We start from the raw sequence: 25,068 nt of genomic DNA on the forward strand, positions 1-25,068 counted from the left end.
CGCCCTCCTCTAATTTCGCACAGTAACAAGACCCGCCATCAGGAAGATTTATTGCGACGCACCTTCGCAAGATTCAAGTCGGATTCTCTCGAACTTAGCCTCAATTGCCCACCCGAAGAAGTGTAGCCACCTGATACAACCTGCAGCTCGGTGCCCACAGCAGGCCACTCAGGCTGCTTTATAGGCAAATCGCTGATCAAAATTCGGTCCACAACCCCAATCTCTCCAGAGGGAACCCGGACCCGCAATCCGTACGGCCTCTGTTCGACAACCACACCCATAACAATCTGCCATCGCTCCAGGCGAGGAAATAACTTACTCATCTTCTGCCGTTCCACGGAAACCTCGGGTGCGCGTTTAGCTCTTCGAAGAGCTCCTTGTAGACCACATATTCTACATGCTGCTCAGTTAAGCCGTTCCATTCATCGATCATACCCTTGTTGATATTTTCCTGAAGCCACGCGGTCGGCACCTTGACCTTGAACCCAACGCCGTGCGTATCCTCAGAGCCACGAGCCCATTCGGTCGCAACCTTCTCGTTGCCAAAGTGCGCAGCGCCGTCATCTCCACGGTCTGCGTTACGAGGGAAGTGTGCCTCATCCAAGCCATGGTCCAACTCAGATCGCCCTCTTTCGATCGGCGACGTCCGATAAAGATAAGTGGAGTCATCGCAGTTGTGGGTGAGAACCGGCGTCTGACCTGCGACAACGAAGTACGTGTGGTCGGTGTCGACGGTCAGGTTGTAGACCCGCCGCACCTCCGACCACGACCGCGTCCCCGTGACCGTCGCATCCCGGTGGTCACCGGTCTCCAGCCGATGACCGGCCTTCAGATCAACGGCGTTCGACCACCGCTTCTCCGACTCCACCCAGAACGGATGCTCATCCGTCGCCACCACAGACCCACGATCAGCGCCATTCGCGACACCGACCTCGACAAGAGTCCGCTTGCTCGCGTGCGAACGGGTATCCGTCACCACCCGAACCGCGGTACGCCCCGTCGTCGGATCCTTCGCCAGGACCTTGTCCCCGACCTTGACATCCTTGATCGGCTTACGAGACCCGTCGCCCATCACAACCAGCGTGTTCGGATCGAAACTGTTCTTACGTACACAGCTCGTATCCGGACCGCTCGACGACTCGTCGTGATGCTTGCCCCGTCCCTTGTTGCGCCCGGCCAAGCTGCTGACCAGATCGAGAGCGTCATCAGGGGTGGCACCGGATTGCGCGATCTCCGACACCGTCGTCACCGTCTCGGCGACGTTCTGGATGACGTTCCCGTCCCCGACCACCTGCTTCTTGAAGAAGTCGGTCACTCGGCCGGCGTCCTGCACGTTCGCCTTGAACGACTGCACGATCCGGGCAGGCATCAACGGCGACGACGACACCAGATCAGTCCCCTTGAAGACCGGCTTCAACGCCGCCTTCAACGTCGGGATCGGATTCCGTTTCGCCGTCTTCTCCGCGGCGCCCCTGGCAGCGGCCGCGACGGCCTTCTTCTTCGCCAGGATCGCCGCGGCGCGCCGTGCTGCCGCGGCTGCTGCGGCGGCAGCCGCCTTACGCGCAGCCGCGACGGCCGAAGCCTTGCGGGCGGCGGAAGCGGCGGCGTCACCAGCGGTTCGGCGGGCCGCACCTGCGACATCGTCGCCATAACGACGGCCGAGGTCGATGGCGTCGTCGGCGTACCGGCCGGCCCGGCGGCTGCCGCCGATGAAGTCGCCCGCCTTCCGCGCCCACTTCGCGGCGGTCGCGGCGTTGCCACCGAACGGGATGGCGCCCGCGGCGGACCATGCCGCGTTCTCCCAGTCTCCCTCCGCCGCGTAGATCGCGGCGTTGGCCAAGTCGGCGATCTCACCGACGCCGGGGATCATGCCCGCCACGTCCAGCGCGGTGTGCACGATGCCGCCCGCCTTGTCCCACAGGTCGCTGAACCATCCGTGACCGTCCGGGTCGAAGAAGTTCAGCGGCGAGCCGAGGACGTAGGAGTATCTGTTGGCACTGATCGACGGCGAGAACGGCAAGTCGATGCTGTCGCGGGAGGCGAAAGTGCCGGAACCCGGCTGGTACCACCGCGCCCCCATGTTGACGTTCCCGTTGTCGGGATCCGTCCAGTCACCCTGGAAACCGACCGACCGCGAAGCTCCGGTCGACGCGATCCGTTTGCCGTACGGGTCATATGCCGTCGAATCGACAACACCACCCGATGCGGGTGCCAGTGCGCCGACGACGTCACCGTGCCGGTCGGAAAGCGTGAGCCGGGAGTCGGATCCCTGCGAGAGTGACAGCAAGGAACCGTCGGGACCGCGGCCGAAGCGTGAGACACCGTCGCTGACAGCGTCTCGTTCCATTCCCGAGTACGAGAACTGCTGGCCACCTCGGGTCGCGAGGCGATCGAAGTCGTCGTAGGTGTATTCGGCCGAGCCGAACTTGATCAGCCGGTCGAAGGCGTCGAATGAGTACTTTTCTTCCATCCCGGAGGACGTGCGCGAGCTCAGTGAGCCTCGTGGCGAGTACGCGTAGGTGTAGTCGCCGTCGGCGAGAACCCGGTTCCGCTCGTCGTAGGTAGCGGTCTTCTCACCCGCTTTGACGCGGTTGCCCGAGTCGTCCCAGCCGTACTCGGTCGATTTACCCGACGGGTCGGTCCAGGAGAGCATGCGTCCCTGGAAGTCGTACGAGTAGCTGTTCTGACCGGCTCCGGCCAGTCCGGCGGTGGTCTTCGTCTTGACCCGGTCGTTCGGGTCGTAGGTGTAGGCGATGGACGAGAGAACCGTCCCGCTCGCCTCCTTCAGGACATCGGACTTCGGTCGTGCGAGTTCGTCGTAGTCGTAGTTCCTGACCCGGCCGCCGCCGTAGTCGACGGTTTTGACCTTCCCCGCCTCGTTGTAGCGATAGGTCAACTGGCCGCCGGTCGCGCCGTCGGTGACGGAATCCAGCCGTCCCTTGAGGTAGCCGTATCGGGCGGTCCCGGCCGCGTCCGTCCGGGTGATGACGCGCCCGGCGTTGTCGTACTCGAAGGACGCCGCGCCGGAACTCCCGGTCGCGGTCAGCAACCCACCGCGGTCGTTGTAGGTGTACGCGTTGCTCCCCGCCACTCGCAGTCGGCCGTCGGCGTCGTAGGTACGCGACTTCGAAACCGTGGCCGTCTCTGCACCGGTCCCGGTTTCGGTGAGCATCCTGTTCAACGCGTCGAACGTCCGGTCGCGGTTGACGTTCCCCGGCGCGGTCAGCCGGGTCGCGTTGCCCGTCGCGTCATAGGACTGTGTCCAGGTTCGATCCGCGGTCGCGGGATGGGCCGCGGTGGACGGCTCGATCACCGATTCCGGCAGATTCAGGGTGTTGTAGGTGAAGACGGTCTTGTTCGACCGCCCGTCGGTGAACCGGGTGCGGTTCCCCGCGGCGTCGTAGCCGAAGGACGTCGTGATCGTCTTGCCGTCCGCGACCGGCTCGACCTGGCTGGACAGGCGGTTCGCCGCGTCATAGGTGAACGTGGTGACGCGCTTCTCCCAGTCCTCCGACGTCCGCATGTTGCCGGCCGGGTCGTAGGTGAACTTGCGCTCCCGCAACACCGGCTGCGAGCCCGTCCACAGGCCGTCGACGTCGAACTCGGCGACCACGCGCCCGGCGAGGTCGTAGTTGAGCCGTTTCGTGGCACCCGCGCCGTCGCTGGCCCGGACCAGCCGACCTTGCCGGTCATACCCCCGTTTGGTGGCGACCCCCGCCGGGTCGACCGTGGTGGTCAGCTGGTTCAGCTTGTCGTAGGTGTTCCTGGTCGTCTCGCCCGCCGGGTTCTCGATCGACACGACGTTGCCCGCGTCGTCGTACCGGTACTTCGTGGTGTAAGCGGCCGGTTGCGGGAACCGCTCGACCGACGTCGAGGTGACCTTGCGGCCCAGCTCGTCATACGTCGCTTCTACCCGGGCGCCGGTCGGAGAGGTGGCGGACAGGGGCAGGCCTGTCAACGTGTACGAGTACTTCGAGACACCGGCGGCTGTGCCGGAGTCCTGCGGATCGTGCCGTTCCAGCAGCCTGCCCAGCTGGTCGTATCGCATCTCGGTGGCATGCTGCCGGGCGTCGATCTGCTTGATCACCCGGCCCATGGCGTCGTACCGGATCTCCTTGGTCGGGGTGATCGGCGTCGTGGCGCCGGGCGGCGTGTAGGACGGAAGGCTCGCCTTCACGAGCTGCCCGAGCTTGTCGTACGCCGCGGTGGTGACCCGGCCGAGCGGGTCCTTCGTGTGCGTGACCGAACCGAACGTGTCGTAACCGGTGATCATGGTCGCTTGCACGTCCGCCGGCGCGCCACCGTTCGACTCCACGCGGACTCGCGGGCCGGTGGCCCGGATGGGCCTGGCCAGCTGGTCGTACTCCATTGTCGTGGCGTACTGGGACGAAGACGGGTTTCCCCGGGGATCGGTGACCGACACCGGCATGCCGCGCTCGTCGTAGGCCCAGGTGGTGATCAAGCGTTCCTGACCATTGTGGACGGTCTGCTTGATGCGCTGACCGGAGGCGTTGTACTCGAACTCGGTGATCTCGGCGGTGTTCACCTGTCCACCGCCGGTATTCGAGGGATCGCCGGACTTCTCGGTGCGGATCACATTGCCGCTGCGGTCGTAGGCGAACCTCGTGCTGCGATCGAGTCCGCCCGCGTCCTCGATGGACTGCGTGAGCCTGTTGACCGTGTCGTAGTCGTAGGTCGTGGTCCGGTTGCCCGCCGTGGTCTGCTTGACCAGGTTCCCCGCGCCGTCGTAGCTGTTGTTCTCCAGCAGGAGATCGCGCAGGTTTCCGGTGACCGGATCGCGGTAGCCCTCCGCCACGACCTGTGCGACCAGGTCGTTGGCGTAGTAGTTGTTCCGCGTCGCCCGGCCCATCGCGTCGACGTGCAGGATCTGCCGCCCGGACTCGTCGTACCGGAAGGACTCGAGCACAGTCGGCTTCGAGTTCCCGGGATCGGTGTCCCCTTCCCCGTCGCCGGGACGGCCGTCGCCGTCGGCCGGGTCGACCACACCACCGTGCCAGCCGTGCAGCCGGACCTCGGCGACTTCATTGCGGGCCGTGTAGGCGTAGGACTTCTTCACACCGCTCGCGTCGATTTCGAACATCCGGTTGCCGAAGACGTCGAAGCCGTAACTCGTCTCCTTGCCTTCGGGGTTGACGACGCGCACGAGACGGCCGTGATCGTCGTACCCGCGGATGGTGACCCGGCTGGGGTCGCCACCGACGAGGTCCGAAACCTCTTCCCGTTCGATGTTCCCGTCCTTGTCATAGGACGTGACCGTCCGGGCACGATGTTTGGCACCGGTGACGGCGTTCGTGGTCTCGGGCCCTGTTTCGGCCTTAACTCGCGAAAGCGCGTCGTATTCGTAGGTTGTCGTGATGCCGTCGGGGAACGCGTCCACGTAGATCGTGGAAGAGGTCCGCCGTCCGGCGGCGTCGTAGACGAACCGGGTCCGCATTCCGGACTCTTGCTGGATCTCACCGAGATCACCGGTGCTGTAGTACCGGTAGTTCGTGTTCTCACCCGTCGCGCTGAGTGTCGACAGCAGCAGATCGGCCGGTACCGGGACAGCGACGTTGTCGAGCGACTGCTCGGTGCCCGTGGTGTAGCGATGGACGACCTCACCACCATCGGGCATCTTCTGGCTGACGAGGTCACCCTTGGCGTTGTAAAGGTACGTTGTCAGGTAACGGTTGTCCTCGGCGTTCGTGGACCTTCCGTCACGGCTCCAGACGACCTTGTCGTTACGCGGATCGAGCGGGTTGTCCGGGCTGAAGTGGTAGCCGAAGTATTCGGTGTGGCAGCGGCCGGGGAGCAGGCACGTCCGCTTGCTGATCACGTTGCCCCGCTGATCGAATCCGAGCGTGACCTCGTTGAGGTTCTCGGACACGATGGTGTTCTGGTTGCCTTCGTCGTCGTAGTCGTAGGTCCGGATCCCGTAGCCGACTTCCCCGCCGGGCTGACCGGGCTGGTCTTCCGGACGGACGCCGAGGCCCAGCGGAGTGACCGTCCGCAGGATCCGGCCTCGAACCGGGTCGTAGTCGAACGTGTGGTTACGGTTTCCCGGATCGGAGAACTGGACGGTGCGGATCAGGTTGTTCTCTTCACCGGTGATCACCGGTACGCCGAGCCGCCAGGTCCCGCCGTTGCGGTCGGTGTAGCTCTTGACCCGCTCGCTGACCGTGTCGTATTCCACCTCAGCGGCGATCTTGCCGCTGGGCAGCGTGATCTTGCTGAGCCCCTCGGACGGCTGTGCCGCCTGGAACTGTTCGCGGACCGCGTTGTCACCCAAGGGTTTGGTGTAGACGGCGACCTCGTCGATCGCTCCGGCGAAGTACCCGTGGTCGTTGCCGGGCTTGGCGGGCCAGTTACCTGAGACGAAGCCGGCACCCACATCCCGACCGGTAAGCGCAGTGACTTCCAGTACGGCTACATCACCTACAACGGATCGACGGGAGCGATCGAAGACCGTCGGTACTGAGTGAAAACGCCGGTGCGGCCCTCAAAGGGTCGCACCGGCGTTGCCTTACAGCCGTCCGCCCGAAGTCGTGTCGCCGGAAAGCCGTTGCGCCAGGTAGACCGGCACCGTCGAAGCCAGGATCAGCACCGCGGCCACGACGTTGACGATCGGTGCCTGGTTCGGCCGGAACAGGTTGTTCAGGATCCAGATCGGCAGGGTCTCCAGCCCGGTCCCGAGGGTGAACGTCGTGACGATGATTTCGTCGAACGACAGCGCGAAGGCCAGTAGGCCACCGGCGAGCAGGGCCGAGCGCAGCATCGGGAAGGTCACGAGGCGGAACGTCGTGAGGCCGTCGGCGCCGAGGTCCATCGACGCTTCTTCGAGGTTCCCGCCCATCCGCCGCAGGCGTGCGACGACGTTGTTGAACACCACCACGATGCAGAAGGTCGCGTGCGCGACGATCGCGGTGAAGAGGCCGAGGTCGATGCCGAGGATCGTGCGGAAGGCGTTGTTCAGCGCGATACCGGTGACGATGCCGGGCAGCGCGATCGGCAGGATGATCAGCAGGGACACCTGGTTACGGCCGAAGAAGCGGTACTTCTGCAGCGCGAACGCCGCCATCGTGCCGAGGACCAGGGCGATCGCGGTGGCCGCGAGTCCTGCTTGGACACTCGTCCACAGCGCGTTCAACGCGCCTTCGTTCTCCGCGGCCCGTCCCCACCATTCGAGGGTGAAGCTCGACGGCGGCCAGCCGAATGTGGTGTCCGCGTTGAAGGAATTGAGCAGGACCACCAGCAGCGGGAAGTAGATGACCGCGAGCCCGAGCACGAGTGCCGCCAGCAGCAGGTATTTGGTCGTCCGGGAAAGCCGCATCGCGCGCTCCTACAGGTTGTCCAGCGCGCCCGTGCGGCGCACGGCGGCGAGGTAGGCGAGCATGATCACCACGGGCACGGTCGCGACGGTGGCCGCGAACGGCAGGTTGTTGGCCGCGCCGATGTTGTCGTAGACGACGTTGCCGAGCATCTGTGAAGTGCCACCGACGATCTTCACCGCGATGTAGTCGCCCAGCGACAACGAAAACGTGAAGATCGAGCCGGCGACGACGGCCGGGAAGGTCACCGGCAGCACCACCGAGCGGAACGTCCTGAACGGCCGGGCGCCGAGGTCGCCGGAGGCGTCCACCAGGGAATCGGGCAGCCGTTCCAAGCCCGCGTAGATCGGCAAGATCATGTACGGCAGCCACAGGTACGACAGCGTGATCACGGTCGCGAGAACGCCGTAGCCAGGGGTGTCGAGGCCGAAGGGGTCGAGCAGCCAGTGCAGGACACCGTTGCCGGACAACATGGTCCGCCACGCGTACGCCTTCACCAGGTAGCTCGCCCACAGCGGGGTCATCACCGCGATCACCAGCAGGCGCCGCGCCCTGGGGGACGCGAATTTCGCCATGTAGAACGCCATCGGGAAGGCGAGGACCGCGGTGATCACCGTGACCAGCGCGGCGATCCCGACCGTCCGGAGGGTGATGGTGCGGTACACCGCGTCACTGAACAGCGTGGTGAAGTTGTCCAGCGACCATTCGGTGACGACCTGACCGGTGAAGACGTCGGTGTGCCAGAACGCGGTCACGAACAGCGCGGCCAGCGCGCCGAGGTAGGCGAGGCCGAGCCACAGCATCGGCGCGGAGAGCAGGATTCCCAGGCGTAGCTTGGGTTTGCGGTACAGGAAGGCGGAGGCTTTCCGCGTCGGCGAATCGAGGGTGGTCGTCATCTTCCACAGTTCCAGACAGTCAGGCGAAGCCTGTCCGTTGAGGGTGGTGGTGGGGCGGGGTCCGGGCTTGGGATGGGACCGGGAGCGGACGAAGTTGGGGGGCACCATCGTCCGCTCCCGGAGTTCGGGAGGCTCAGCCCTTGATCTCGGTCCAGGCGCGCGTCCACTCGCCGTAGTCCTTGCACTTGACGTCGGTGCGGCCGTCGAGGCACTGCGCGATCGGCGTCGTCCAGTAGGCGATCTTCGCGGCGTAGGCGGCGTCACCGGCGTGGAAGGTCTCGCAGTGCGCCTTGTTCTTGGTTTCCGCGCACGCCTTGGGGTTCGAGGGCGACTCGCCGAAGTACTCGGCCACCTGCGCGTTCGCCTTCGGGCTGACGATGTGGTTCAGCCACTTGTAGGAGCACGTCTTGTGCGGCGACTTCGCCGACACCATCCAGGTGTCCGACCAGCCCGTCGCGCCTTCGGACGGCAGCACGGATTCGACCGGTGCGCCTTCGCTCTTGGTCAAGTTAACCGTGACCTGCCAGGCGGTCCCGACGACGGAGTCGCCGCTCTTGAGCGCCTGGCTCTCCTTCAGATAGTCCGACCAGTACTCCCCCACCATCGGCCGCTGCTGCTTGAGCAGGTCGACCGCGGCCTGGAACTGCTTGTCGTCCAAGGCGTACGGGTTCTTGATACCGAGTTCGGGCTTGTGCGTCTGCAGGTACAGCGCGGCGTCGGCGATGTAGATCGGCGAGTCGTAGGCGGAGATCTTGCCCTTGTACGGGCTGTTCGCGTCGAACATCACCGACCACGAGGTCGGCGCCGGGGTCACCTTGTCGGTCCGCCAGGTGAGCAGGTTCGCGCCCCAGCCGTGCGGCACGCCGTAGGACACGTTGTTGACACTGTTCCAGGGACGGTTCTTGAGGAAGTCGAAGACGTCGGCGTAGTTCGGGACGAGCGCGGTGTTCACCGGTTCGACGTCGCCGGACGCGATGAGCCGCAGGGAGGCGTCACCGGAGGCGGAGATGACGTCGTACTGTCCGGTCTTCATCAGGCTCACGGCCTCGTCGGAGGTGCCGAACGCCTTGACGTTGACCTTGCAGCCTGTCTCCTTCTCGAAGCCGGTCACCCAGTCGACGGCCGGGTCGTTCGAGCCGTTCTCCGCGTAGCCGGGCCAGGCCAGGACGTTGACCTGGCCTTCCGGCTGGCCGAGCTGCGCGAGCGCGTCGAGCTTCGGCGGGGTGAAGCCCTGACCGCCGGGGGCCGCGGCGGTCGAGCTGGATCCGGAGGTGCCACAGGCGGCCACGAGCAGGCCGGCGCCGAGCAGCCCGGCGAGCGCGAGTTTCCTGTTCTTCATTGAACAACCTTTCGGTGCTGGGGAGGGCTAGCCGGCTTCGGGGACGCGGAAGCTGTGTTCGTGCCGCCAGCTCAGGCGGACGCGGCCGCCCTCGAAGTCCGCGGGCTCGGCGGTGTTCTGCCGGACCACGGAGAGCTGGCCGCCGGCGTCGAGCGTGACCTCGTAGCGCACGGTCGCGCCCGCGTAGACGGTGTCGGTGACAGTGCCGGTGGCGCTGGTTTCGCCGTCCTCCGCCGATTTCGAGAGATCGGCGTCGATGCGGATCTTCTCGGGGCGGATGCTGAAGACGCCGGATTCGCCGATGATGTTCTCGGCGCCGCCGCCGCTGAGCAGGTTCGAGGTGCCGACGAATCCGGCGACGAACGCCGACGCGGGCCGTTCGTAAACCTCGACCGGCGAGCCGACCTGCTCGATGCGGCCGGCGTTGAACACCGCGATGCGGTCGCTCATCGTCAGCGCCTCGTCCTGGTCGTGGGTGACGAAGATGAAGGTGATGCCGACGTCGCGCTGGATCTGCTTGAGCTCGGTCTGCATGGTGTGGCGCAGTTTCAGGTCGAGCGCGCCGAGCGGCTCGTCGAGCAGGAGCACCTTCGGCCGGTTGACCAGTGCTCTGGCGAGCGCGACGCGCTGGCGCTGGCCGCCGGAGAGCTGGTCGGGTTTGCGCTCGCCGAACTCACCGAGCCTGACGGTGCCGAGGGCCTCCTTCGCGCGTTGGCGGCGCTCCGCGCGGGGGACACGTTTCACCCGAAGGCCGTACTCGACGTTCTGCCGCACGGTCATATGCGGGAAGAGCGCGTAGTCCTGGAAGACGGTGTTGACGTCGCGGTCGAAGGGCGCGAGGCGGCTGACGTCGCGGCCGTGCAGTTCGATCGTGCCCGCCGTCGGCAGTTCGAAGCCCGCGATCATGCGGAGCACGGTCGTCTTGCCGGAGCCGGAGGGGCCGAGCATCGAGAAGAATTCGCCGGGCGGGATGTCGAGATCGACGCCGTCGACCGCGTTGACCTGGCCGAACTCCTTGCGGAGCCCGCGCAGCCGGATCGCGGGAACCCCGTCCTCGGCCGAAGTGATAGCAAAGGTCCCTTGCTCCCCCTCGGCGGGGGCGATGGGTGCTCGATGCGGCATGGCGTGCCTTTCGGTGGTCGTCACAGCGCGCTCATCACGTGCTTGACGCGGGTGTAGTCCTCGAGGCCGTAGAGCGAGAGGTCCTTGCCGTAGCCGGACTTCTTGAAGCCGCCGTGCGGCATTTCGGCGACCAGCGGGATATGCGTGTTGATCCAGACGCAGCCGAAGTCGAGCTTTCCGGCCAGCCGCATCGCCCGCTGGTGGTCGGTGGTCCACACCGACGACGCGAGCGCGTAGTCGACGCCGTTGGCCGCCGCGAGTGCTTCCGCTTCGGAGCCGAAGCGCTGCACGGTGATGACCGGACCGAAGACCTCCGTCTGGCTGATCTCGTCGTCCTGGCGGACGCCGGAGATCACCGTCGGTTCGAAGAAGTAACCCTCGTCCCCATGCCTTTTCCCTCCACAGTGGACTGTCGCGTGCGTGGGCAGCCGGTCGACGAAACCGGCGACCCTGGCCAGCTGAGCGGCGTTGTTGAGCGGTCCGTAACTGACCGAAGTGTCGTCGGGGTTGCCGGTGGTGGTCGCCCGCGCCTGCCTGGCGAGCGCCGCGACGAACGCGTCGTGGACCTCGTCGGCGACCAGGACCCGGGTCGCCGCGGTGCAGTCCTGACCCGCGTTGAAGTAGCCCGCGGCGGCGATTCCCTCCGCGGCCGCTTCGATGTCGGCGTCGGCGAAGACCAGTACGGGCGCCTTCCCGCCGAGTTCGAGGTGTACGCGTTTCACGTCCTTCGCCGCCGAAGCGGCGACCTCGATCCCCGCGCGGACGGAGCCGGTGATGGACACCATCGCGGGGATCTCGTGCTCGACGAGCGCCCGGCCGGTATCGCGGTCGCCGCAGACGACGTTGAGCACGCCGGGCGGCAGGAACTCGGCGCAGATCTCGGCCAGGAGCAAGGTGGACGCGGGGGTGGTGTCGGCCGGTTTGAGCACCACGGTGTTCCCGGCCGCGAGGGCGGGCGCGATCTTCCAGACCGCCATGAGGAGCGGGTAGTTCCACGGCGTAACCTGCGCGCACACGCCGATCGGTTCTCGGCGGACGAAAGAGGTATGTCCTTCCATGTATTCGCCTGCCGACCGTCCTTCCAGGACACGCGCGGCGCCCGCGAAGAACCGCAACTGGTCGACGATCATCGGCAGTTCTTCGGCCGCGGTGAGCGCGATCGGCTTCCCGGTGTTCGCGGATTCGACGAGCACGAGGCCCTCCGCGCGCGCTTCGACGGCGTCGGCGATCTTCAGCAGCGCGAGCTGGCGCTGCGCGGGCGTGGTCTCGCGCCAGTGCTCGAAGGCGGCGGCCGCGGCCTTGAGCGCGCGATCGACGTCTTCGGCGCCGGCGACGGCGGCGGTGCAATACGGGCGGCCGGTGACGGGATCGACGATGTCGGAGACCTGGCCCGACGCGGATCCGGTGTACTCACCGCCGATGAAGTGCTTCAACTGCTGCACGAGGGCTCCTGGCTACTGGGCCTGGGGGCGTGAGGCGATAGCAAAGGTCCCTTGCTCCCTTGTGGGGCGGCGGGACGGCTAAAACATATAACTCCATAGGTTAGATGACAAGACGATGGGGCAAGATTGGTTCCATCGGGTAGCGGTACGGGCGAAGGGCCACCATGCGTAAGGGGTTGTCGCACAGCGCGCGGTCAGCGATGTTCGCGCCGCTCGACCAGATCGGCCGGGCCGAAGCGGTCACCGCGCGGCTGGTCGACGCCATCACGCTCGGACTGCTGGCCGACTCCGAACAGCTGCCGAGCGAAGCCGAGCTGGCCGCCCAGTTCGGCGTCTCGACGGTGACCGTTCGCGAAGCGCTTGTCGCCCTACGGCAGCAGGGCCTCGTCGAAACCCGTCGCGGCCGGGGCGGCGGAAGCTTCGTGAAGACCCCGGTGAATCCTTCGGCCGCTTCGTGGCGAGAACGCCTTCGCACGGTTTCGCTGTCGGATCTGCGTGACGTCGGCGACCACTATCTGGCCATCGCCGGCGCCGCGGCCAAACTCGCCGCCGAGCGGAGTTCGCCCGAGGACATCGAGCGGCTCGAACTGGCGACCGAGGACATCCGCACCGCGACAGGCGCGGAGGCGTCCCGCGCCGAGCGCCAGTTCCACCTCGAAGTCGCGGCGGCCGCCCAGTCGCCGCGACTGACGAGGGAGGAAGTGCAGTTGCAGAGCGAACGGGGCGGGCTGCTGTGGCTGCCGCTCGAACCGCACGGCACCCGCGAGCACGCCTACGCCGAACACCGCGCGATCACCGCCGCCATCGCGCAGGCCGACGGCGAGCTGGCCAGGAAACTCACCGAGGAGCACATCCTCGAAGCGATAGACCGGCTGGCGGACGTGCATTTAGACCTTCTGGGCCCTTAAGCTGCGGCATCCGCGCATCCGAGGTGAGCATCGTGAACGACACACCGTCCGCCGCTTCCGAGGTCGTCGACCAGGTATCCGCCCTGGTCGAGGACGTCTTCGGCCGACTGAAGCCGGTTCTGGCCGCGGCCGAAGGGCTGCTGGCCGGATCCTCCGATGCCCTCGCCGACGACCTGACCCGGCTCCGGCCGCAGGTCTTCGACGTTCTCGGCGGCCTGGTCGTCGGCGCCGGGTTCATCAGCGCGCCGAACGCGCTGGCCGACCAGGAATTCGGCTTCGAGTGGTGGACCGAAACCGGCGACGCCGAACCCGCGCGATTGGTCATCAGCCTCGATCCGGACAGCGAGAACTTCCTCGACTACACCCGCCAGTCGTGGTTCACCGTCCCGCGCGACACCGGACGCCGCCACATCAACGGCCCGTACGTCGATTACCTCTGCACCGACGAGTACACGCTGACGTTCACCGTCCCGGTCCAGCGAAGCGGGACGTTCGCGGGTGTCGTCGGCGCGGACATCTACGTACGCGAGGTCGAGCGCCTGCTGCAGCCGAAACTACGCGCGCTCGGCGGCCGCGCGGCGCTGGTCAACGCCCAGGGCCGGGTGATCGTGTCGAACAACGCGCGCCAGGCGACCGGGTCGCTGGTGCGCGACGTCGACGTCCCGGCCTGGTGGTCCTCCGGCGCGGAACCGGTCACGACCGAGAACGGCATCCACCTCCGGCGCTGCGGGGACTCACCGATCGCCTTGGTCAGGTCCGCTGGGGGCTGACCTGCAGCGCGAGCCAGAATTCGGCACGTACGCCGGGGGAATCGAGGTCCCGGCCGGTCAGGTCGGCGACCTTGCGCATGCGGTTGCGCAGAGTGTGCCGGTGCACGCCGAGCCGCGCCGACGCCAGATCCCAGTGACCGTGGTGTTCGAGCCAGCACCTCAGCGAAGCCACGAGTTCGCCTCGGCCGGTTTCGTCGTGGTGCCGCAGAGGCGCCAGCAGACTGTCCGCGAAGGCTTGCGCCGCTTGGCAATCGACCAGTTCCAAGAAGCCTCGTCCGGCGTGCTCCGCGAACCGGACCAACTCGGTTCGCTCGGCCTTCGCCGCTTCCGCCGCCTGCTTCGCCTGACGGAGCCCCGCCGGGAAATCCACTGTGGACACCGGTTCGGCGAGACCCGCGTGCAGACCGCCGATCCTCGACACCAGCCGGAGAACCGCCTCCACTTCGCCGAGCGCGAGCACGAACGCCCCGGATTCACCGAAGAAGACCTTCTCTCCGGCGACTTCGGCGTCGAGCGCGTCGGCGAGTGACCGGCGCGCGCCCGCGGGACCGGTGACGGCCAGGACCGGCCACGGCCCTTCCGGGACCCCACCCCAGAGCGTCTTCATCGTGCGAGTGGCGAGTTCGGTGTGGCCGGCGGCGAGCAGCTCGCACAGCCCCGACCTCAGCCGCCGCAGCGCACCGCTGTGTTCCCGGTTCTGTTCCAGCGCAAGGGAAAGCAGCGACACCGCGGTGTTGACGATGTGCTGCCCCGCAGCGTCCAACGGCTCACGGGTGCCGACGGCGAGCACGCCGCGGGCGCGGGTGTCGAGCGTTTGCAGGACGACCTCGTCCTCCCCCGCCACCGTCACCAACGTGCCCGCGCGCAGCCGTACGAGATCTTCACGCATTTCGTCGGCGAAATGCCGGGCCGACGCGGGCGAGGCTTCGGTGACCGCGCCCGCCGAATCGAGCAGGAGCACCCAGCCGTCGACCAGCTTCGCGAGTTTGCGCACCACGCCGCCGGGACCACCCTTGCCGACGGCGGTCCTGGTCAGTTCCTGCTGTCCCTTGCCGGTGCGCACGAGCGAGGCGTACTCGTCGGCGGCGACCGCTCGCGAGACCGCGCGCGTGATCGCGATGAACGGTGTCTTCCTCGGCACTTCGAGCACCGGGAGCCCGACCTCCTCCGCGGTCTCCACCAAGGACCGCGGGATGGTCTCGTGGCTGAGCCCGACGCCGAACCCGAGCCCCGCCACCCCGGCGTCGACGAGTCGCCGGAGGTAGGCGGGTGACGTGGTCTCATCGAGGGCGAGGCCGGTGGTCAGCAGGAGTTCGCCGCCTTCGAGGAAGGCCTGCGGATCGGTCAGTTCGGTGGGGTGGACCCAGCCGATCGGCCGGTCGAGCCCGCTCTCGGCCGCCCGCACGCGCAGCCCGAGCGGGCGTTCGGCCGCGAGGGCGCGGAGCGTCAGTGCCATGTTGTCCAACTCTACGCCCCGATATCGACAAGATGTCGAGCTGACGCGCACCGGCGCGACTCCCATCCTGGAGGGCGACCCCGTCCCTCGCGTCCGCAGGAGTTGGCCGTGACCGTCACCACCGAGACCCAGCGCAGGCTGCGCACCGAGATCCCCGGCCCTGCCTCGCGCGCCCTGCAGGAGCGGCGCGCCGCCGTCGTCGCCGCGGGCGTGAGCTCGGTGCTGCCGGTCTACATCACCTCGGCCGAAGGCGGCCTGCTCACCGACGCCGACGGCAACGTCCTGATCGACTTCGGTTCCGGCATCGCGGTGACCAACGTCGGCCACGCGGCGCCCGCCGTCGTGGACCGGGTACGTGAGCAGGTGGGCCGGTTCACGCACACGTGTTTCATGGTCACGCCGTACGAGGGTTACGTCGAGGTGTGCGAAGCGCTCGACAAGCTGACGCCGGGCACCCACGAGAAGCGTTCGGTGCTGTTCAACTCCGGCGCCGAAGCCGTCGAGAACGCGGTGAAGATCGCCCGCGCCGCGACCGGCAGGCAGGCCGTCGTCGTCTTCGACCACGCCTACCACGGCCGCACCAACCTGACGATGGCGCTGACCGCGAAGTCCATCCCCTACAAGCACGGTTTCGGCCCGTTCGCACCCGAGGTCTACCGCGTCCCGGGGTCGTACCCGTACCGCGATGGCCTCTCCGGTCCCGAAGCGGCGCGGATCGCCATCGACCGCATCGAGAAGCAGATCGGCGGCGACCAGGTCGCGGCCGTCGTGCTCGAACCGGTGCAGGGTGAGGGTGGGTTCATCGAGCCCGCGCCCGGCTTCCTGCCCGCGCTTTCCCGGTGGTGCACCGAAAACGGCGTCGTGTTCGTCGCCGACGAGGTGCAGACCGGCTTCTGCCGCACCGGCGAATGGTTCGCGTCCACCCACGAAGACGTCGTGCCCGACCTGATCGCCACCGCCAAGGGCATCGCGGGCGGGCTTCCGCTCGCCGCCGTCACCGGCCGCGCGGAACTGCTCGACGCCGTCGGACCGGGCGGCCTCGGCGGAACCTACGGCGGTAACCCGATCGCGTGCGCCGCCGCGCTCGGCTCGATCGAGGTCATGCGCCAGGAGAACCTCGCGGCGTCGGCGAAGCGCATCGAGAACGCGGTGCTGCCTCGGCTGCGGGCGCTGGCCGAGGAGACCGGCGTGATCGGTGACGTCCGCGGGCGTGGCGCGATGCTGGCCGCCGAGTTCGTGAAGCCGGGCACCACCGAACCCGACGCCGACCTGACCAAGCGGATCGCGCAGGCCTGCCACCAGGCGGGCGTCGTCGTCCTCACCTGCGGCACCTACGGGAACGTCGTCCGCCTGCTGCCGCCGCTGTCCCTGTCCACCGAACTGCTCGACGAGGGTCTTTCCGTCCTCGAGCACGCTGTCCGCACGGAGGCCGCCAAGTGACCACATTTCCGTACTGGGTAGCCGGCAAGCCGGTCACCAGCGACGAGACCGTCGTCGTCCGCCACTCCTTCGACGACAGCGAGGCGGGCTCGCACCACGTTCCGTCCACTTCGGACATCGAGACCGCGGTTCAGGCGGCACACGACGTGCAGGACGAGTTCGCGACACTGCCCGCGCACGTCCGCGCGGGCGCGTTGGACCACGTGTCCCGAGTGTTGGGTGAGCGGTCCGAAGAGCTGGCTCGGCTCATCACCGCCGAGTCCGGCAAGCCGCTGAAGTGGGCGCGCGGTGAGGTCGGGCGTGCGGCGTCGACGTTCCGCTGGGCCGCCGAGGAAGCCCGCCGGTTCTCCGGTGACCTGCAGCGGCTCGACACCGACCCGGGCGGCACCGGGCGGCTCGCGCTGGTGCGGCGTGTGCCGAAGGGGCCGGTGCTGGGCATCACGCCGTTCAACTTCCCGCTGAACCTGGTGGCGCACAAGGTCGCGCCCGCGATCGCGGTCGGTGCGCCGATCGTGCTCAAGCCCGCGCCCGCGACGCCGCTGACCGCGTTGCTGCTCGGCGAGATCCTCGCCGAGACGGATCTTCCCGCCGGAAGCTGGTCGATTCTCCCGGTGAGCAACGAGGAATCGGCCAAGCTGGTGGCCGACCCCCGGCTGCCGGTCGTGTCGTTCACCGGTTCCGTGCCGGTGGGCTGGGGCATCCGGGACAGCGTGCCGCGCAAGCACGTCGCGCTCGAACTCGGCGGCAACGCGGCGGTCCTCGTCTGTCCTGATTGGACGGACCTGGACTTCGCGGCCCAGCGGATCGCGACGTTCGCGATGTACCAGGCCGGGCAGTCGTGCATCTCGGTGCAGCGGGTGTACGCGCACGCCGACGTCTACGACGAGCTTCGCGCGAAGGTGCTGGAGCAGGTGCGCGCGCTCGGGACCGGTGACCCGCGGGCGGACGGCGTGGACGTCGGGCCGCTGATCAACACCGCCGCCGCTTCCCGGGTGGAGTCGTGGATCGCCGCGGCCGTCGACGCGGGTGGCGAACTGCTGACCGGAGGGAAGCGCGACGGCGCGACCGTCGAGCCGACCGTGCTCGCGAACGTGCCGGAGGACGCGGCGGTGATGGCCGACGAGGTGTTCGGCCCGGTCGTGTCGATCACGCGCGTCGAATCGGTGGACGACGGGGTGCGGCGGATCAACGACTCGCGCTTCGGACTGCAGGCGGGCGTGTTCACCCGCGACCTGCCGACCGCGTTCGACGTGTCCGCGAAGCTGCGTGTCGGCGGCGTGCTCGTCGGTGACGTGCCGAGTTTCCGGGCCGACCAGATGCCGTACGGCGGTGTGAAGGACTCCGGCGTCGGCCGAGAGGGCCCCGCGTCGGCGATGGCGGACTTCACCGAGGAGCGCGTCACCGTCCTGACCGGCTTGACCCTCTGACGACCCGCGTTTAGTCCTCTGGATGCGCTGGTTCGTGATGCGAACTACCGCATTCAGAGGACTAAACGCGTGAGGTGGGAGTGGGCCTCGACGAGCGAAGGGCCGTACCAGGTGAGGTGACGTCCGGAGACCAGAACGTACTTCGCGCCGGGGAACGCTTCGGGGCCGTCGTCTGCGGTGAACTCGTAGGGCTCGTCAGGCAGTACGAGCAGGTTCGCGTCTCCGTCCGCGAAACGCGCCTGGAGTTCGTCGAGCTTCGGACGCGGGTAGCGCTCTTCGTGGTCCTCGTAGGCGTTGCCGATTCCGACGCGACGCAGCACGTCGCCGCCGAAGGTGTCCCGGCCGAGCACGATCCACGGCTTCCGCCAGACCGGCACGACCGCCCGGAAGCGCTCCGGCCGTGTCTCCCGCCACACCTCCTCGGCCTCGACCAGCCAATCCGGCTCGGCGAGGTCGTAGGCCTGCGTCAATATCCGCCGGATCGAGCCGAGTGCGGCGGGCACGGTCGCCGACGCCTCCATCACCCAGACCGGGATCCCGTTGGCGCGCAGGTGTTCCACGTCCTCGGGCCGGTTCTCCTCGGAGTTGGCCAGCACCAGGTCCGGCTCGAGTTCGAGCACCTTGTCCACGTTCGGGTACTTCGAACCGCCCACCCGCGGGACGTCCAGCTCCACCGGATGGGTGCAGAAGTCGGTGGCGCCCGCGAGTCTTCCGGGCGCGCTCACCTCGACGGCCTCGGTCAGCGACGGCACGAGCGAGACCACCCGCGTCGCCGGTGCGCGCAGCGGGACCACTTCGCCGAGATCGTCGATCATGCGCGCTCGAAGGACAGTTTCCGCTTGTCGACGTCCACCGCGGTGAGCCGGACCCGGATCCGCTCACCCTCGGGCAGCCGCTCACCCGCGCATTTGCCCATCACCGGCGGATTCTCGACGAGGATCTCCGCCTTGTTCTCGTCCGCCCGCAGGACGATCGCGCCGAACTCCTCGCCGATGTGCTCGGCCATGACCCAGGCCTCGACCTGGTCGATGCAGGCCCGTTCGACCTTGGCCGCCAGCGTGTCGGACGCGGTCATCTGCTCCGGCACCTCCGAAAGCGCCGCGCGGACCCACGCGGGCACCTCGCGGCCGGCGCTCACGGCCAGGCAGATCTCGGTGGCGAACCGGTCGACCAGCCGCCGGATCGGCGCAGTGACATGGGCGTACGCGCCGCCGATTCCGGCGTGCGTGGTCAAGGCGGGCAGTTCGCCGTCGAACGCGGTGTACCCGGCGCCGCGCAAAAGCCGTGTCGTGTCGGCGAAAAGAGCCATCGAAGCGGGCTGACCGGGGTCCAGCGCGGCCAGGAACTCCGACACGCTCTTGCCCTCGGGCCAGTCGATGTTCAGCGCCTGCGCGGACCGGCGCAGCCATTCGACCGCTTCGGGTTCCGGCGCGGGCAGAGTCCGCAGGACCCCGATCCGGGCGTCGATCATGAGCTTCGCCGCCGCCATCCCGGTGAGCAGCGAGATCTCGGCGTTCCACGCGTCGACGTCGTTGCGCGGCCGCTGGACCAGCACCCAGCCGCCGTCGGGATCGCCGTTGATCTCCTGTTCGGGCAACTGCAGTTCGACCGCGCCGCGCCGGACCGCGAGTTCGCGGCGCAGGCGGCCCAGTTCCGGCAGCGCGGCGACCGACGGATGCGGGGTACCCGCGTCGATCGAGGCCTGGACGGTCTCGTAGTCGAACTGCTCGGTGGAGCGGACCAGCGCGCGGCGGACGTGGGTCTCCGTCGGTTCGCCGCCCGCGTCGATGTCGATCGTCCACAGCACGGCGGGCCGGGTCTCCCCCGGCAGCAGGCTGGCCGCGCCCTCCGACAGCACCGGCGGGTGCAGCGGCACGTTCCCGTCCGGCAGGTAGAGCGTCTGCCCGCGGCGGCGCGCCTCCTTGTCGAGGGCGCCACCCGGCGGGATGAACGCGGCCAGATCGGCGATCGCGTAGTGGACCCGGAATCCGCCGCCCTCGGTGCGCTCGATCAGCATCGCCTGGTCGAGGTCCTTGGCACCGGGCGGATCGATGGTGACGAAGGGCAGGCCGGTGGCGTCCTCGCGTTCCCCCGCCGACTCGAGCGGGTCGACGACCGCCGCCTCCGCCTCGGCGAGGACGTCGGGCCCGAACGTCTCCGGCAGCAAGAACTCGGCTCGCAGGCGACCGAAGTCCCCTCCGGCCGTGTGTGTCCTGATCACGAGTGGAGGCACCACCCAACCCTATCCCGATCCGGGCCCGTTGATCGCCCGTTCGGGTGCGGGCCGGTCGGGTGTACGTTACGGACCGAAATGAAAACCGATACCCTTTTCAAAACGACAGGAAGGGCCGTGGCGTGAAGATCGCGTTCGTCGGGAAGGGCGGCAGCGGCAAGACCACGTTGGCGTCGCTGTTCACCGCGTACCTGGCCGGTGCCGGGAAACCGGTACTGGCGATCGACGCGGACATCAACCAGCACCTCGCCGTCGCGCTCGGCGCGAGCGAGGAAGAGGCCATCGCGTGGCCGACGCTGGGCGACAACATGGGCCTGATCAAGGAGTACCTGCGCGGCGACAACCCGCGGATCGCCGACGCGGCTTCGATGATCAAGACGACTCCGCCGGGGCGCGGGTCACGGCTGGTCCGGCCGTTCGAGGACAACCCGATCTTCCAGGCCTGCTTCCGCGAGTTCGGCGGCGTGCGGCTCGGCGTCACCGGGCAGTTCGACGAGGACGACCTCGGCGTCGCCTGCTACCACTCGAAGGTCGGCGCGGCGGAGCTGCTGCTGAACCACATGATCGACGACACGGGCGAATACGTGGTCATGGACATGACCGCCGGCGCCGACGCGTTCGCGTCCGGGCTCTTCACCCGGTTCGACGTCACTTTCCTGGTCTGCGAGCCGACCGTGCGCAGTGTCGGCGTGTACCGGCAGTACGCCGACTACGCGCGGGACTTCGGGGTGCGGCTGGTCGTCGTCGGCAACAAGGTGACCGAGGACGAGGACATCGACTTCCTGCGCGACGAGATCGGCGACGCGCTGCTGGGCTGGATGGAGAACTCGCGGCACGTCCGCGCCGCCGAACGCGGCCGCGCACGCCCGATCGGCGAACTCGAGGCGCACAACCTCGGGACACTGGGCTCGATGCTCGCGACCGTCGACGCCGAGCAGCGCGACTGGGCGCGTTATCAGCGTCAGGGCGTCGAGTTCCACCTCCGGAACGCGCGGGCGTGGGGCAGCGGGCGCGCCGGGGAAGACCTCACTGCGCAGGTGGACCCGGAGTTCGTGCTGGGCCCGGAACCGGCCAAGCAAAGCGCCTGACCTGCGGATCCTCTCGTGGCTCGTGAGTGGTAATGACGGTTCTAACCGTCATTACCACTCACGAGGCCTGAGCGCCTTGGTGTCAGCGTCTTGGCCCTTCATGTGCTGGGAAAGCTGTGAAGGTCGAGTTTCCTCGGCTGAGCCAAGGGAAGTGTGGAGGATTTGGGACGTTGAACGTCCCAAATCCTCCACACTCAGGGATGTACCGAGCTCCGGGACAGGTCCTCGCCCTCTGTTGATCAAGCCACGCGACCGGCGCACCCCGCGACGATGAAGAAATTGGGACACTCAACGTCCCAATTCCTACATCGTCGTCTGCCTGCGCCACGACGAAGAGGTGCCTGACCAGCAAGATGCCGACTTTGCCGGGACCCTGACCCTGAAGGTAGTGAAGGAGGCCTTCACGGACAGACGCTCGGGTAAGAACCGAAGGCGACTTCCGGGTGCGTCGGCTTCACGCGCATCAGCACCGGGGCAGCCCATCCCAAGTGGTCACCGGCATTGCCGCACTGACCTGCGGATCCTCGTGAGTGGTAATAACGGTTCTAACCGTCATTACCACTCACGAGGGTGACCGAGACGGCTCAGTCGCCGCTCCATTTGGCGTCCTCGGCGTCGGCCTGCCGTGTGCGTTCCTTGGCGATCTCCAGCGCGCGCCGGGCCGTCGCCTCGTCCGGGTACGGGCCGAGGAGGTCGATGCTCCGGCCGCGTTCCAGATGCTCGACCTGGTTCGTCTTGGTGTTGTAGTACCAGCCTTGATCCGGGTTCGGGTCGCTCGACATACGTCCAGCCTGACATCACCGGGGCGTCCTGTCATCACTTGCGGTAGCGGTACGGGATCTCCGTCGGCTCGCCGGTCGGGCCGAACTCGCCGCCCTCCGGCGGGTCCAGTTTCGAGCTTTCCGGCGGGTTCTCGGCCAGTTCGTCGAACCAGCCGCGGTGCACCGGGACGCCACGCGGCGGGGTCGCGGGCTCCGGTGGGGAGGCGGGCGACGCCGGCTGTGGCAAGGGCGCCGGCGGCGGCCCGGTCACGGGAGGGGCGACCGGCGGCGGAGCGGCGGGAGGCGGTTCCGGCTGCGGCTCGGCCTGGGACGGCGTGGCGGACTGCGCTTCCGGCGTGGCCGGAGGCGCGCTCACGGCCGGAGGCGGCGCCTGAGCGGCGGGAGGCTGGACAGGCGGAGGCGTGACGGCCGGAGGAGGCGTCTGGAGTACGGCGGGCGGTGGCGCGGCCGTCGTCTGGGGCAGGACAGGCGGCCCGGCTTGCGGTTGCGCGGGCGGCGGCGCCTGGGATGCGGCGGGACCCGGCAACGGCGGAGCGGCGGGCGGGGTGACCGTGCGCCACACCGGGGCGGGGCCGATGTTCATCGGCGCCGGGGCCCTCGGCGGCTGACCGGCCGCGGGCGGGGCGGCTTGGGACGGCGGCGGCGCCTGACGCTGCGCGGGCTTCGGGATCGGGTCGAGGCAGGAGACGAGCACCGTGGTGTTCGCCGGGTCCTCGATCTTCCGCCCGCTGCGCTCGCGGTAGATCATCTCGCCTTCGGTGTCCATCTCGACCAGGTAGCCGGCCTCCGCCAGCTGTTCCTCATCGAGGTCGACGAGCTTTTCGTAGCGCGACGGGACGACCCGGTAGATCGGCCAGGCGAGCTGGGCGTTCTCGTGGTGGAACTGCGCCAGCAACGCCGCCATCTGCTGCTGCCAGGGCAGCGACATCCCCTCGGCGAGGGAACGCGGCAACACGACGTAACCGGGGTCGACACCCGGCCAGCCCCGGTTCAGGTGATCGGCCAGCGGCGTGCTCGACGCCGGCCGCGCGGCCTGCCGCGCGGGCTGTGGGGTACCGAAAAGATCGCGGGGATCGACCTCCGGGCCGACGCCCGCCGCGGGCTTGCCTCGCCTTCCGAATTTCCGTGCCACGTTCTTCATCCTCTGCCAGTGTGCGGCCGCTCGCCGGTGGACAGGCCGCCACTTCGGGTGAATCCGATGGTCCCGCGGTCGCGGAACCACCCGTTCACCATGCTAAACGCCAGGACGGACCGCCTGCGCGACCACTTCGGCCTCGTCGAAGGAGAAGTCGCGGATGTGCACCGGCACGCCGGTCTGCTGCGCCTCGACGATCTTGCCGTCGCCCAGGTACATCATCACGTGGTGGATGGTCGCCGGATTCGACGGGACGGTGGCCAGGAACAGCAGGTCACCCGGCTGCGCCTCGCGGACCGGGAGCATCGCGCCCGCCTTGTACTGGTCCCGCGAAACACGCGGAAGGACGATCCCGGCCGACTCGTAGGCCCGCAGCATCAGCCCGGAACAGTCATAGGTGTTCGGCCCGGTGGCGCCCCACACGTACGGCTTCCCCTGCTCGCCGAGGGCGAACTTGATGGCCTGCGCGGCGGCCTGGCTCGGCGGCACCACACTGCCCACACTCGAACCGCAGCCGACGACGTCGACGATCTGGCCCTCGTTCTGCACGAGGAGCGCCGCCATCGGCTCCCAGTTGTGATACCGGTCGGGGAAACCGGACCGCTCCACGCGCTGCGCGGCGTCGCCGGGACGCATGTTCTCCCAGTCCGGCACCCCGAGCAGCACGTCGTAGAACTTGTTGACCTGGTACGGCGGATGGGTGACCTCCGCGACGGTGCCCCAGCCCATCGACGGCCGCATCTGGAAGATGCCGAGCGAGTCGCGGTCGCCGTGGTTCAGGTTCCGCAGCTTGGACTCCGTCATCCCGGCCTGGATCGCCACCTGCCAGGCGCGCGGGGACAGCGACCGCTGCTTGCCGATCGAGATGATCAGCGCGACGATCCCCTTCTGCTCCTCGTCCAGTTTGTTGATGTCCGAAGAACCGCGGTCCACCTGGCCGGGCAGAGTCGGCCCGATCGACGCGTCGCACGAGGTCTTGACGACGCCGCCCGCCTGCGCCTCCATATGGTCGGTCACCACCTTGGTGACCGTGCCCGTGGTGACCACCGCGGCGAAGACCGCGGCGATCAGCACGCCGACGATGATCCCGATCTTCATCGGGTCAGTCCGCTTGAGTGAACTTGGTGACCCGCCACCCCGGGTTCGTCTTGACGACGGTGACCCGGACCTTGGGCCCGTCGGTCTGGACGTCCACGTCCATCGACCCGACGACCGAGGACACGACCTGCGGCTCGCCGGTCACCTTGGTCGCGGTGATGTTGGCGGGGTCCACCGTCGTCAGTTCCCCCGCCAGGTATTCCTCGGTGGTGTAAGGCCGCAATCCGGCCAGCCAGCGTTCGGTCGTCGTACCGTCCGGATGGTTCGCCCATGCCGTCACCCACTCCTTGGCGACCCTGGTCCCGTCCTGGTCGATCGGTGCGGACGACGGCGGCGGCTGGGTGGTCAGCCTCGGCGGCAACGTCGACGTCACGGTCACCGGCGCGGCGACGCCGGGACGTGAGGTGCCGGTCGCCGAAGTGCCCGGCCCGCCGGCCGTCTGCCCCGGTTTGTCGATGGCCTTGGGCAGCAGGATGCCCACCGCGGTGAGCACCACCGCGAGGACCACCAGCGTGCCGATGAGGTGCCGGGGCGAGCGCAGCGGCCAGCCCCACAGTCTGCGGTAGACCGCGGCACGCCCGCGATTGGTCCGGATCGGCATGGG

General features: G+C 68.1%; 18 protein-coding genes. 5 read left to right on the forward strand and 13 right to left on the reverse strand.

Features of this window, described 5'->3' with window-relative positions:
• Positions 1-319: 319 nt before the first annotated feature.
• The 6 genes from SD37_RS35205 to SD37_RS35230 all read right to left on the reverse strand — a co-directional run bounded on the left by SD37_RS35205 (position 320) and on the right by SD37_RS35230 (position 12,127).
• A complete protein-coding gene (locus tag SD37_RS35205; protein WP_052675073.1) occupies positions 320-6,391 on the reverse strand; it encodes a polymorphic toxin-type HINT domain-containing protein in 6,072 nt (2,023 codons plus the stop codon).
• 132 nt (positions 6,392-6,523) lie between these two features.
• Positions 6,524-7,330 (reverse strand): ABC transporter permease, encoded by an 807-nt coding sequence (locus SD37_RS35210; RefSeq protein WP_044854739.1) that lies wholly within the window; start codon positions 7,328-7,330, stop codon positions 6,524-6,526.
• 9 nt (positions 7,331-7,339) lie between these two features.
• Entirely contained in the window at positions 7,340-8,224 is an 885-nt protein-coding gene (locus SD37_RS35215) for an ABC transporter permease (protein ID WP_044854783.1), read from the reverse strand.
• Positions 8,225-8,357: 133 nt separating this feature from the next.
• The gene (locus SD37_RS35220; protein ID WP_044854738.1) at positions 8,358-9,563 is read right to left on the reverse strand and encodes an ABC transporter substrate-binding protein; all 1,206 of its coding nucleotides are present in this window, start codon (positions 9,561-9,563) and stop codon (positions 8,358-8,360) included.
• Positions 9,564-9,590: 27 nt separating this feature from the next.
• Entirely contained in the window at positions 9,591-10,709 is a 1,119-nt protein-coding gene (locus tag SD37_RS35225) for an ABC transporter ATP-binding protein (RefSeq protein WP_236725194.1), read from the reverse strand.
• Positions 10,706-12,127, reverse strand: a complete 1,422-nt coding sequence (locus tag SD37_RS35230) for a gamma-aminobutyraldehyde dehydrogenase (protein ID WP_044854737.1) — start codon at positions 12,125-12,127, stop codon at positions 10,706-10,708. The genes SD37_RS35225 and SD37_RS35230 overlap by 4 nt, the downstream gene beginning before the upstream one ends.
• Before the next feature lie 164 nt (positions 12,128-12,291).
• Here SD37_RS35230 and SD37_RS35235 point away from each other — a divergent pair, with 164 nt between their 5' ends.
• Together SD37_RS35235 and SD37_RS35240 are read left to right on the forward strand one after the other, a co-directional pair.
• A complete protein-coding gene (locus SD37_RS35235) occupies positions 12,292-13,035 on the forward strand; it encodes a FadR/GntR family transcriptional regulator (RefSeq protein WP_044854736.1) in 744 nt (247 codons plus the stop codon).
• 32 nt (positions 13,036-13,067) lie between these two features.
• Positions 13,068-13,805 carry a cache domain-containing protein gene (locus SD37_RS35240; protein WP_044854735.1) on the forward strand — a complete coding sequence of 246 codons (738 nt, stop codon included), beginning with the start codon at positions 13,068-13,070 and terminating at the stop codon, positions 13,803-13,805.
• Here the strand turns inward: SD37_RS35240 and SD37_RS35245 are convergent.
• Positions 13,786-15,261: a PucR family transcriptional regulator gene (locus SD37_RS35245; RefSeq protein WP_044854734.1), complete on the reverse strand. Its 1,476-nt coding sequence runs from the start codon at positions 15,259-15,261 to the stop codon at positions 13,786-13,788. The genes SD37_RS35240 and SD37_RS35245 overlap by 20 nt on opposite strands.
• A gap of 108 nt (positions 15,262-15,369) precedes the next feature.
• On the opposite strand from SD37_RS35245, the gene gabT reads away from it, so the two are divergent.
• Both gabT and SD37_RS35255 read left to right on the forward strand, forming a co-directional pair.
• Positions 15,370-16,701 carry a 4-aminobutyrate--2-oxoglutarate transaminase gene (gabT, locus tag SD37_RS35250; protein WP_044854733.1) on the forward strand — a complete coding sequence of 444 codons (1,332 nt, stop codon included), beginning with the start codon at positions 15,370-15,372 and terminating at the stop codon, positions 16,699-16,701.
• Entirely contained in the window at positions 16,698-18,128 is a 1,431-nt protein-coding gene (locus SD37_RS35255) for an aldehyde dehydrogenase family protein (protein WP_044854732.1), read from the forward strand. Before gabT ends, SD37_RS35255 begins: the two co-directional genes overlap by 4 nt.
• 53 nt (positions 18,129-18,181) lie before the next feature.
• Here SD37_RS35255 and SD37_RS35260 read toward each other — a convergent pair whose 3' ends face one another.
• Together SD37_RS35260 and SD37_RS35265 are read right to left on the reverse strand one after the other, a co-directional pair.
• Complete coding sequence (locus SD37_RS35260) at positions 18,182-18,943, reverse strand: helical backbone metal receptor (RefSeq protein WP_044854731.1); 762 nt, start codon at positions 18,941-18,943, stop codon at positions 18,182-18,184.
• Entirely contained in the window at positions 18,940-20,349 is a 1,410-nt protein-coding gene (locus SD37_RS35265; RefSeq protein WP_044854730.1) for an RNB domain-containing ribonuclease, read from the reverse strand. Before SD37_RS35265 ends, SD37_RS35260 begins: the two co-directional genes overlap by 4 nt.
• A 134-nt stretch (positions 20,350-20,483) precedes the next feature.
• On the opposite strand from SD37_RS35265, the gene SD37_RS35270 reads away from it, so the two are divergent.
• Entirely contained in the window at positions 20,484-21,449 is a 966-nt protein-coding gene (locus SD37_RS35270) for an ATP-binding protein (protein WP_044854729.1), read from the forward strand.
• Positions 21,450-22,033: 584 nt separating this feature from the next.
• Here the strand turns inward: SD37_RS35270 and SD37_RS35275 are convergent.
• The 4 genes from SD37_RS35275 to SD37_RS35290 all read right to left on the reverse strand — a co-directional run bounded on the left by SD37_RS35275 (position 22,034) and on the right by SD37_RS35290 (position 25,065).
• Positions 22,034-22,231 (reverse strand): hypothetical protein, encoded by a 198-nt coding sequence (locus SD37_RS35275; protein WP_037303447.1) that lies wholly within the window; start codon positions 22,229-22,231, stop codon positions 22,034-22,036.
• 34 nt (positions 22,232-22,265) lie between these two features.
• Complete coding sequence (locus SD37_RS35280; RefSeq protein ID WP_418189795.1) at positions 22,266-23,372, reverse strand: hypothetical protein; 1,107 nt, start codon at positions 23,370-23,372, stop codon at positions 22,266-22,268.
• Positions 23,373-23,465: 93 nt separating this feature from the next.
• Positions 23,466-24,464 (reverse strand): C40 family peptidase, encoded by a 999-nt coding sequence (locus SD37_RS35285; RefSeq protein WP_044854727.1) that lies wholly within the window; start codon positions 24,462-24,464, stop codon positions 23,466-23,468.
• Positions 24,465-24,468: 4 nt separating this feature from the next.
• Positions 24,469-25,065, reverse strand: coding sequence for a hypothetical protein (locus SD37_RS35290; RefSeq protein ID WP_044854726.1), 597 nt, complete (start codon positions 25,063-25,065; stop codon positions 24,469-24,471).
• Positions 25,066-25,068 lie beyond the last annotated feature (3 nt).

The organism is Amycolatopsis orientalis (genome assembly GCF_000943515.2).
Classification (GTDB): domain Bacteria; phylum Actinomycetota; class Actinomycetes; order Mycobacteriales; family Pseudonocardiaceae; genus Amycolatopsis; species Amycolatopsis orientalis.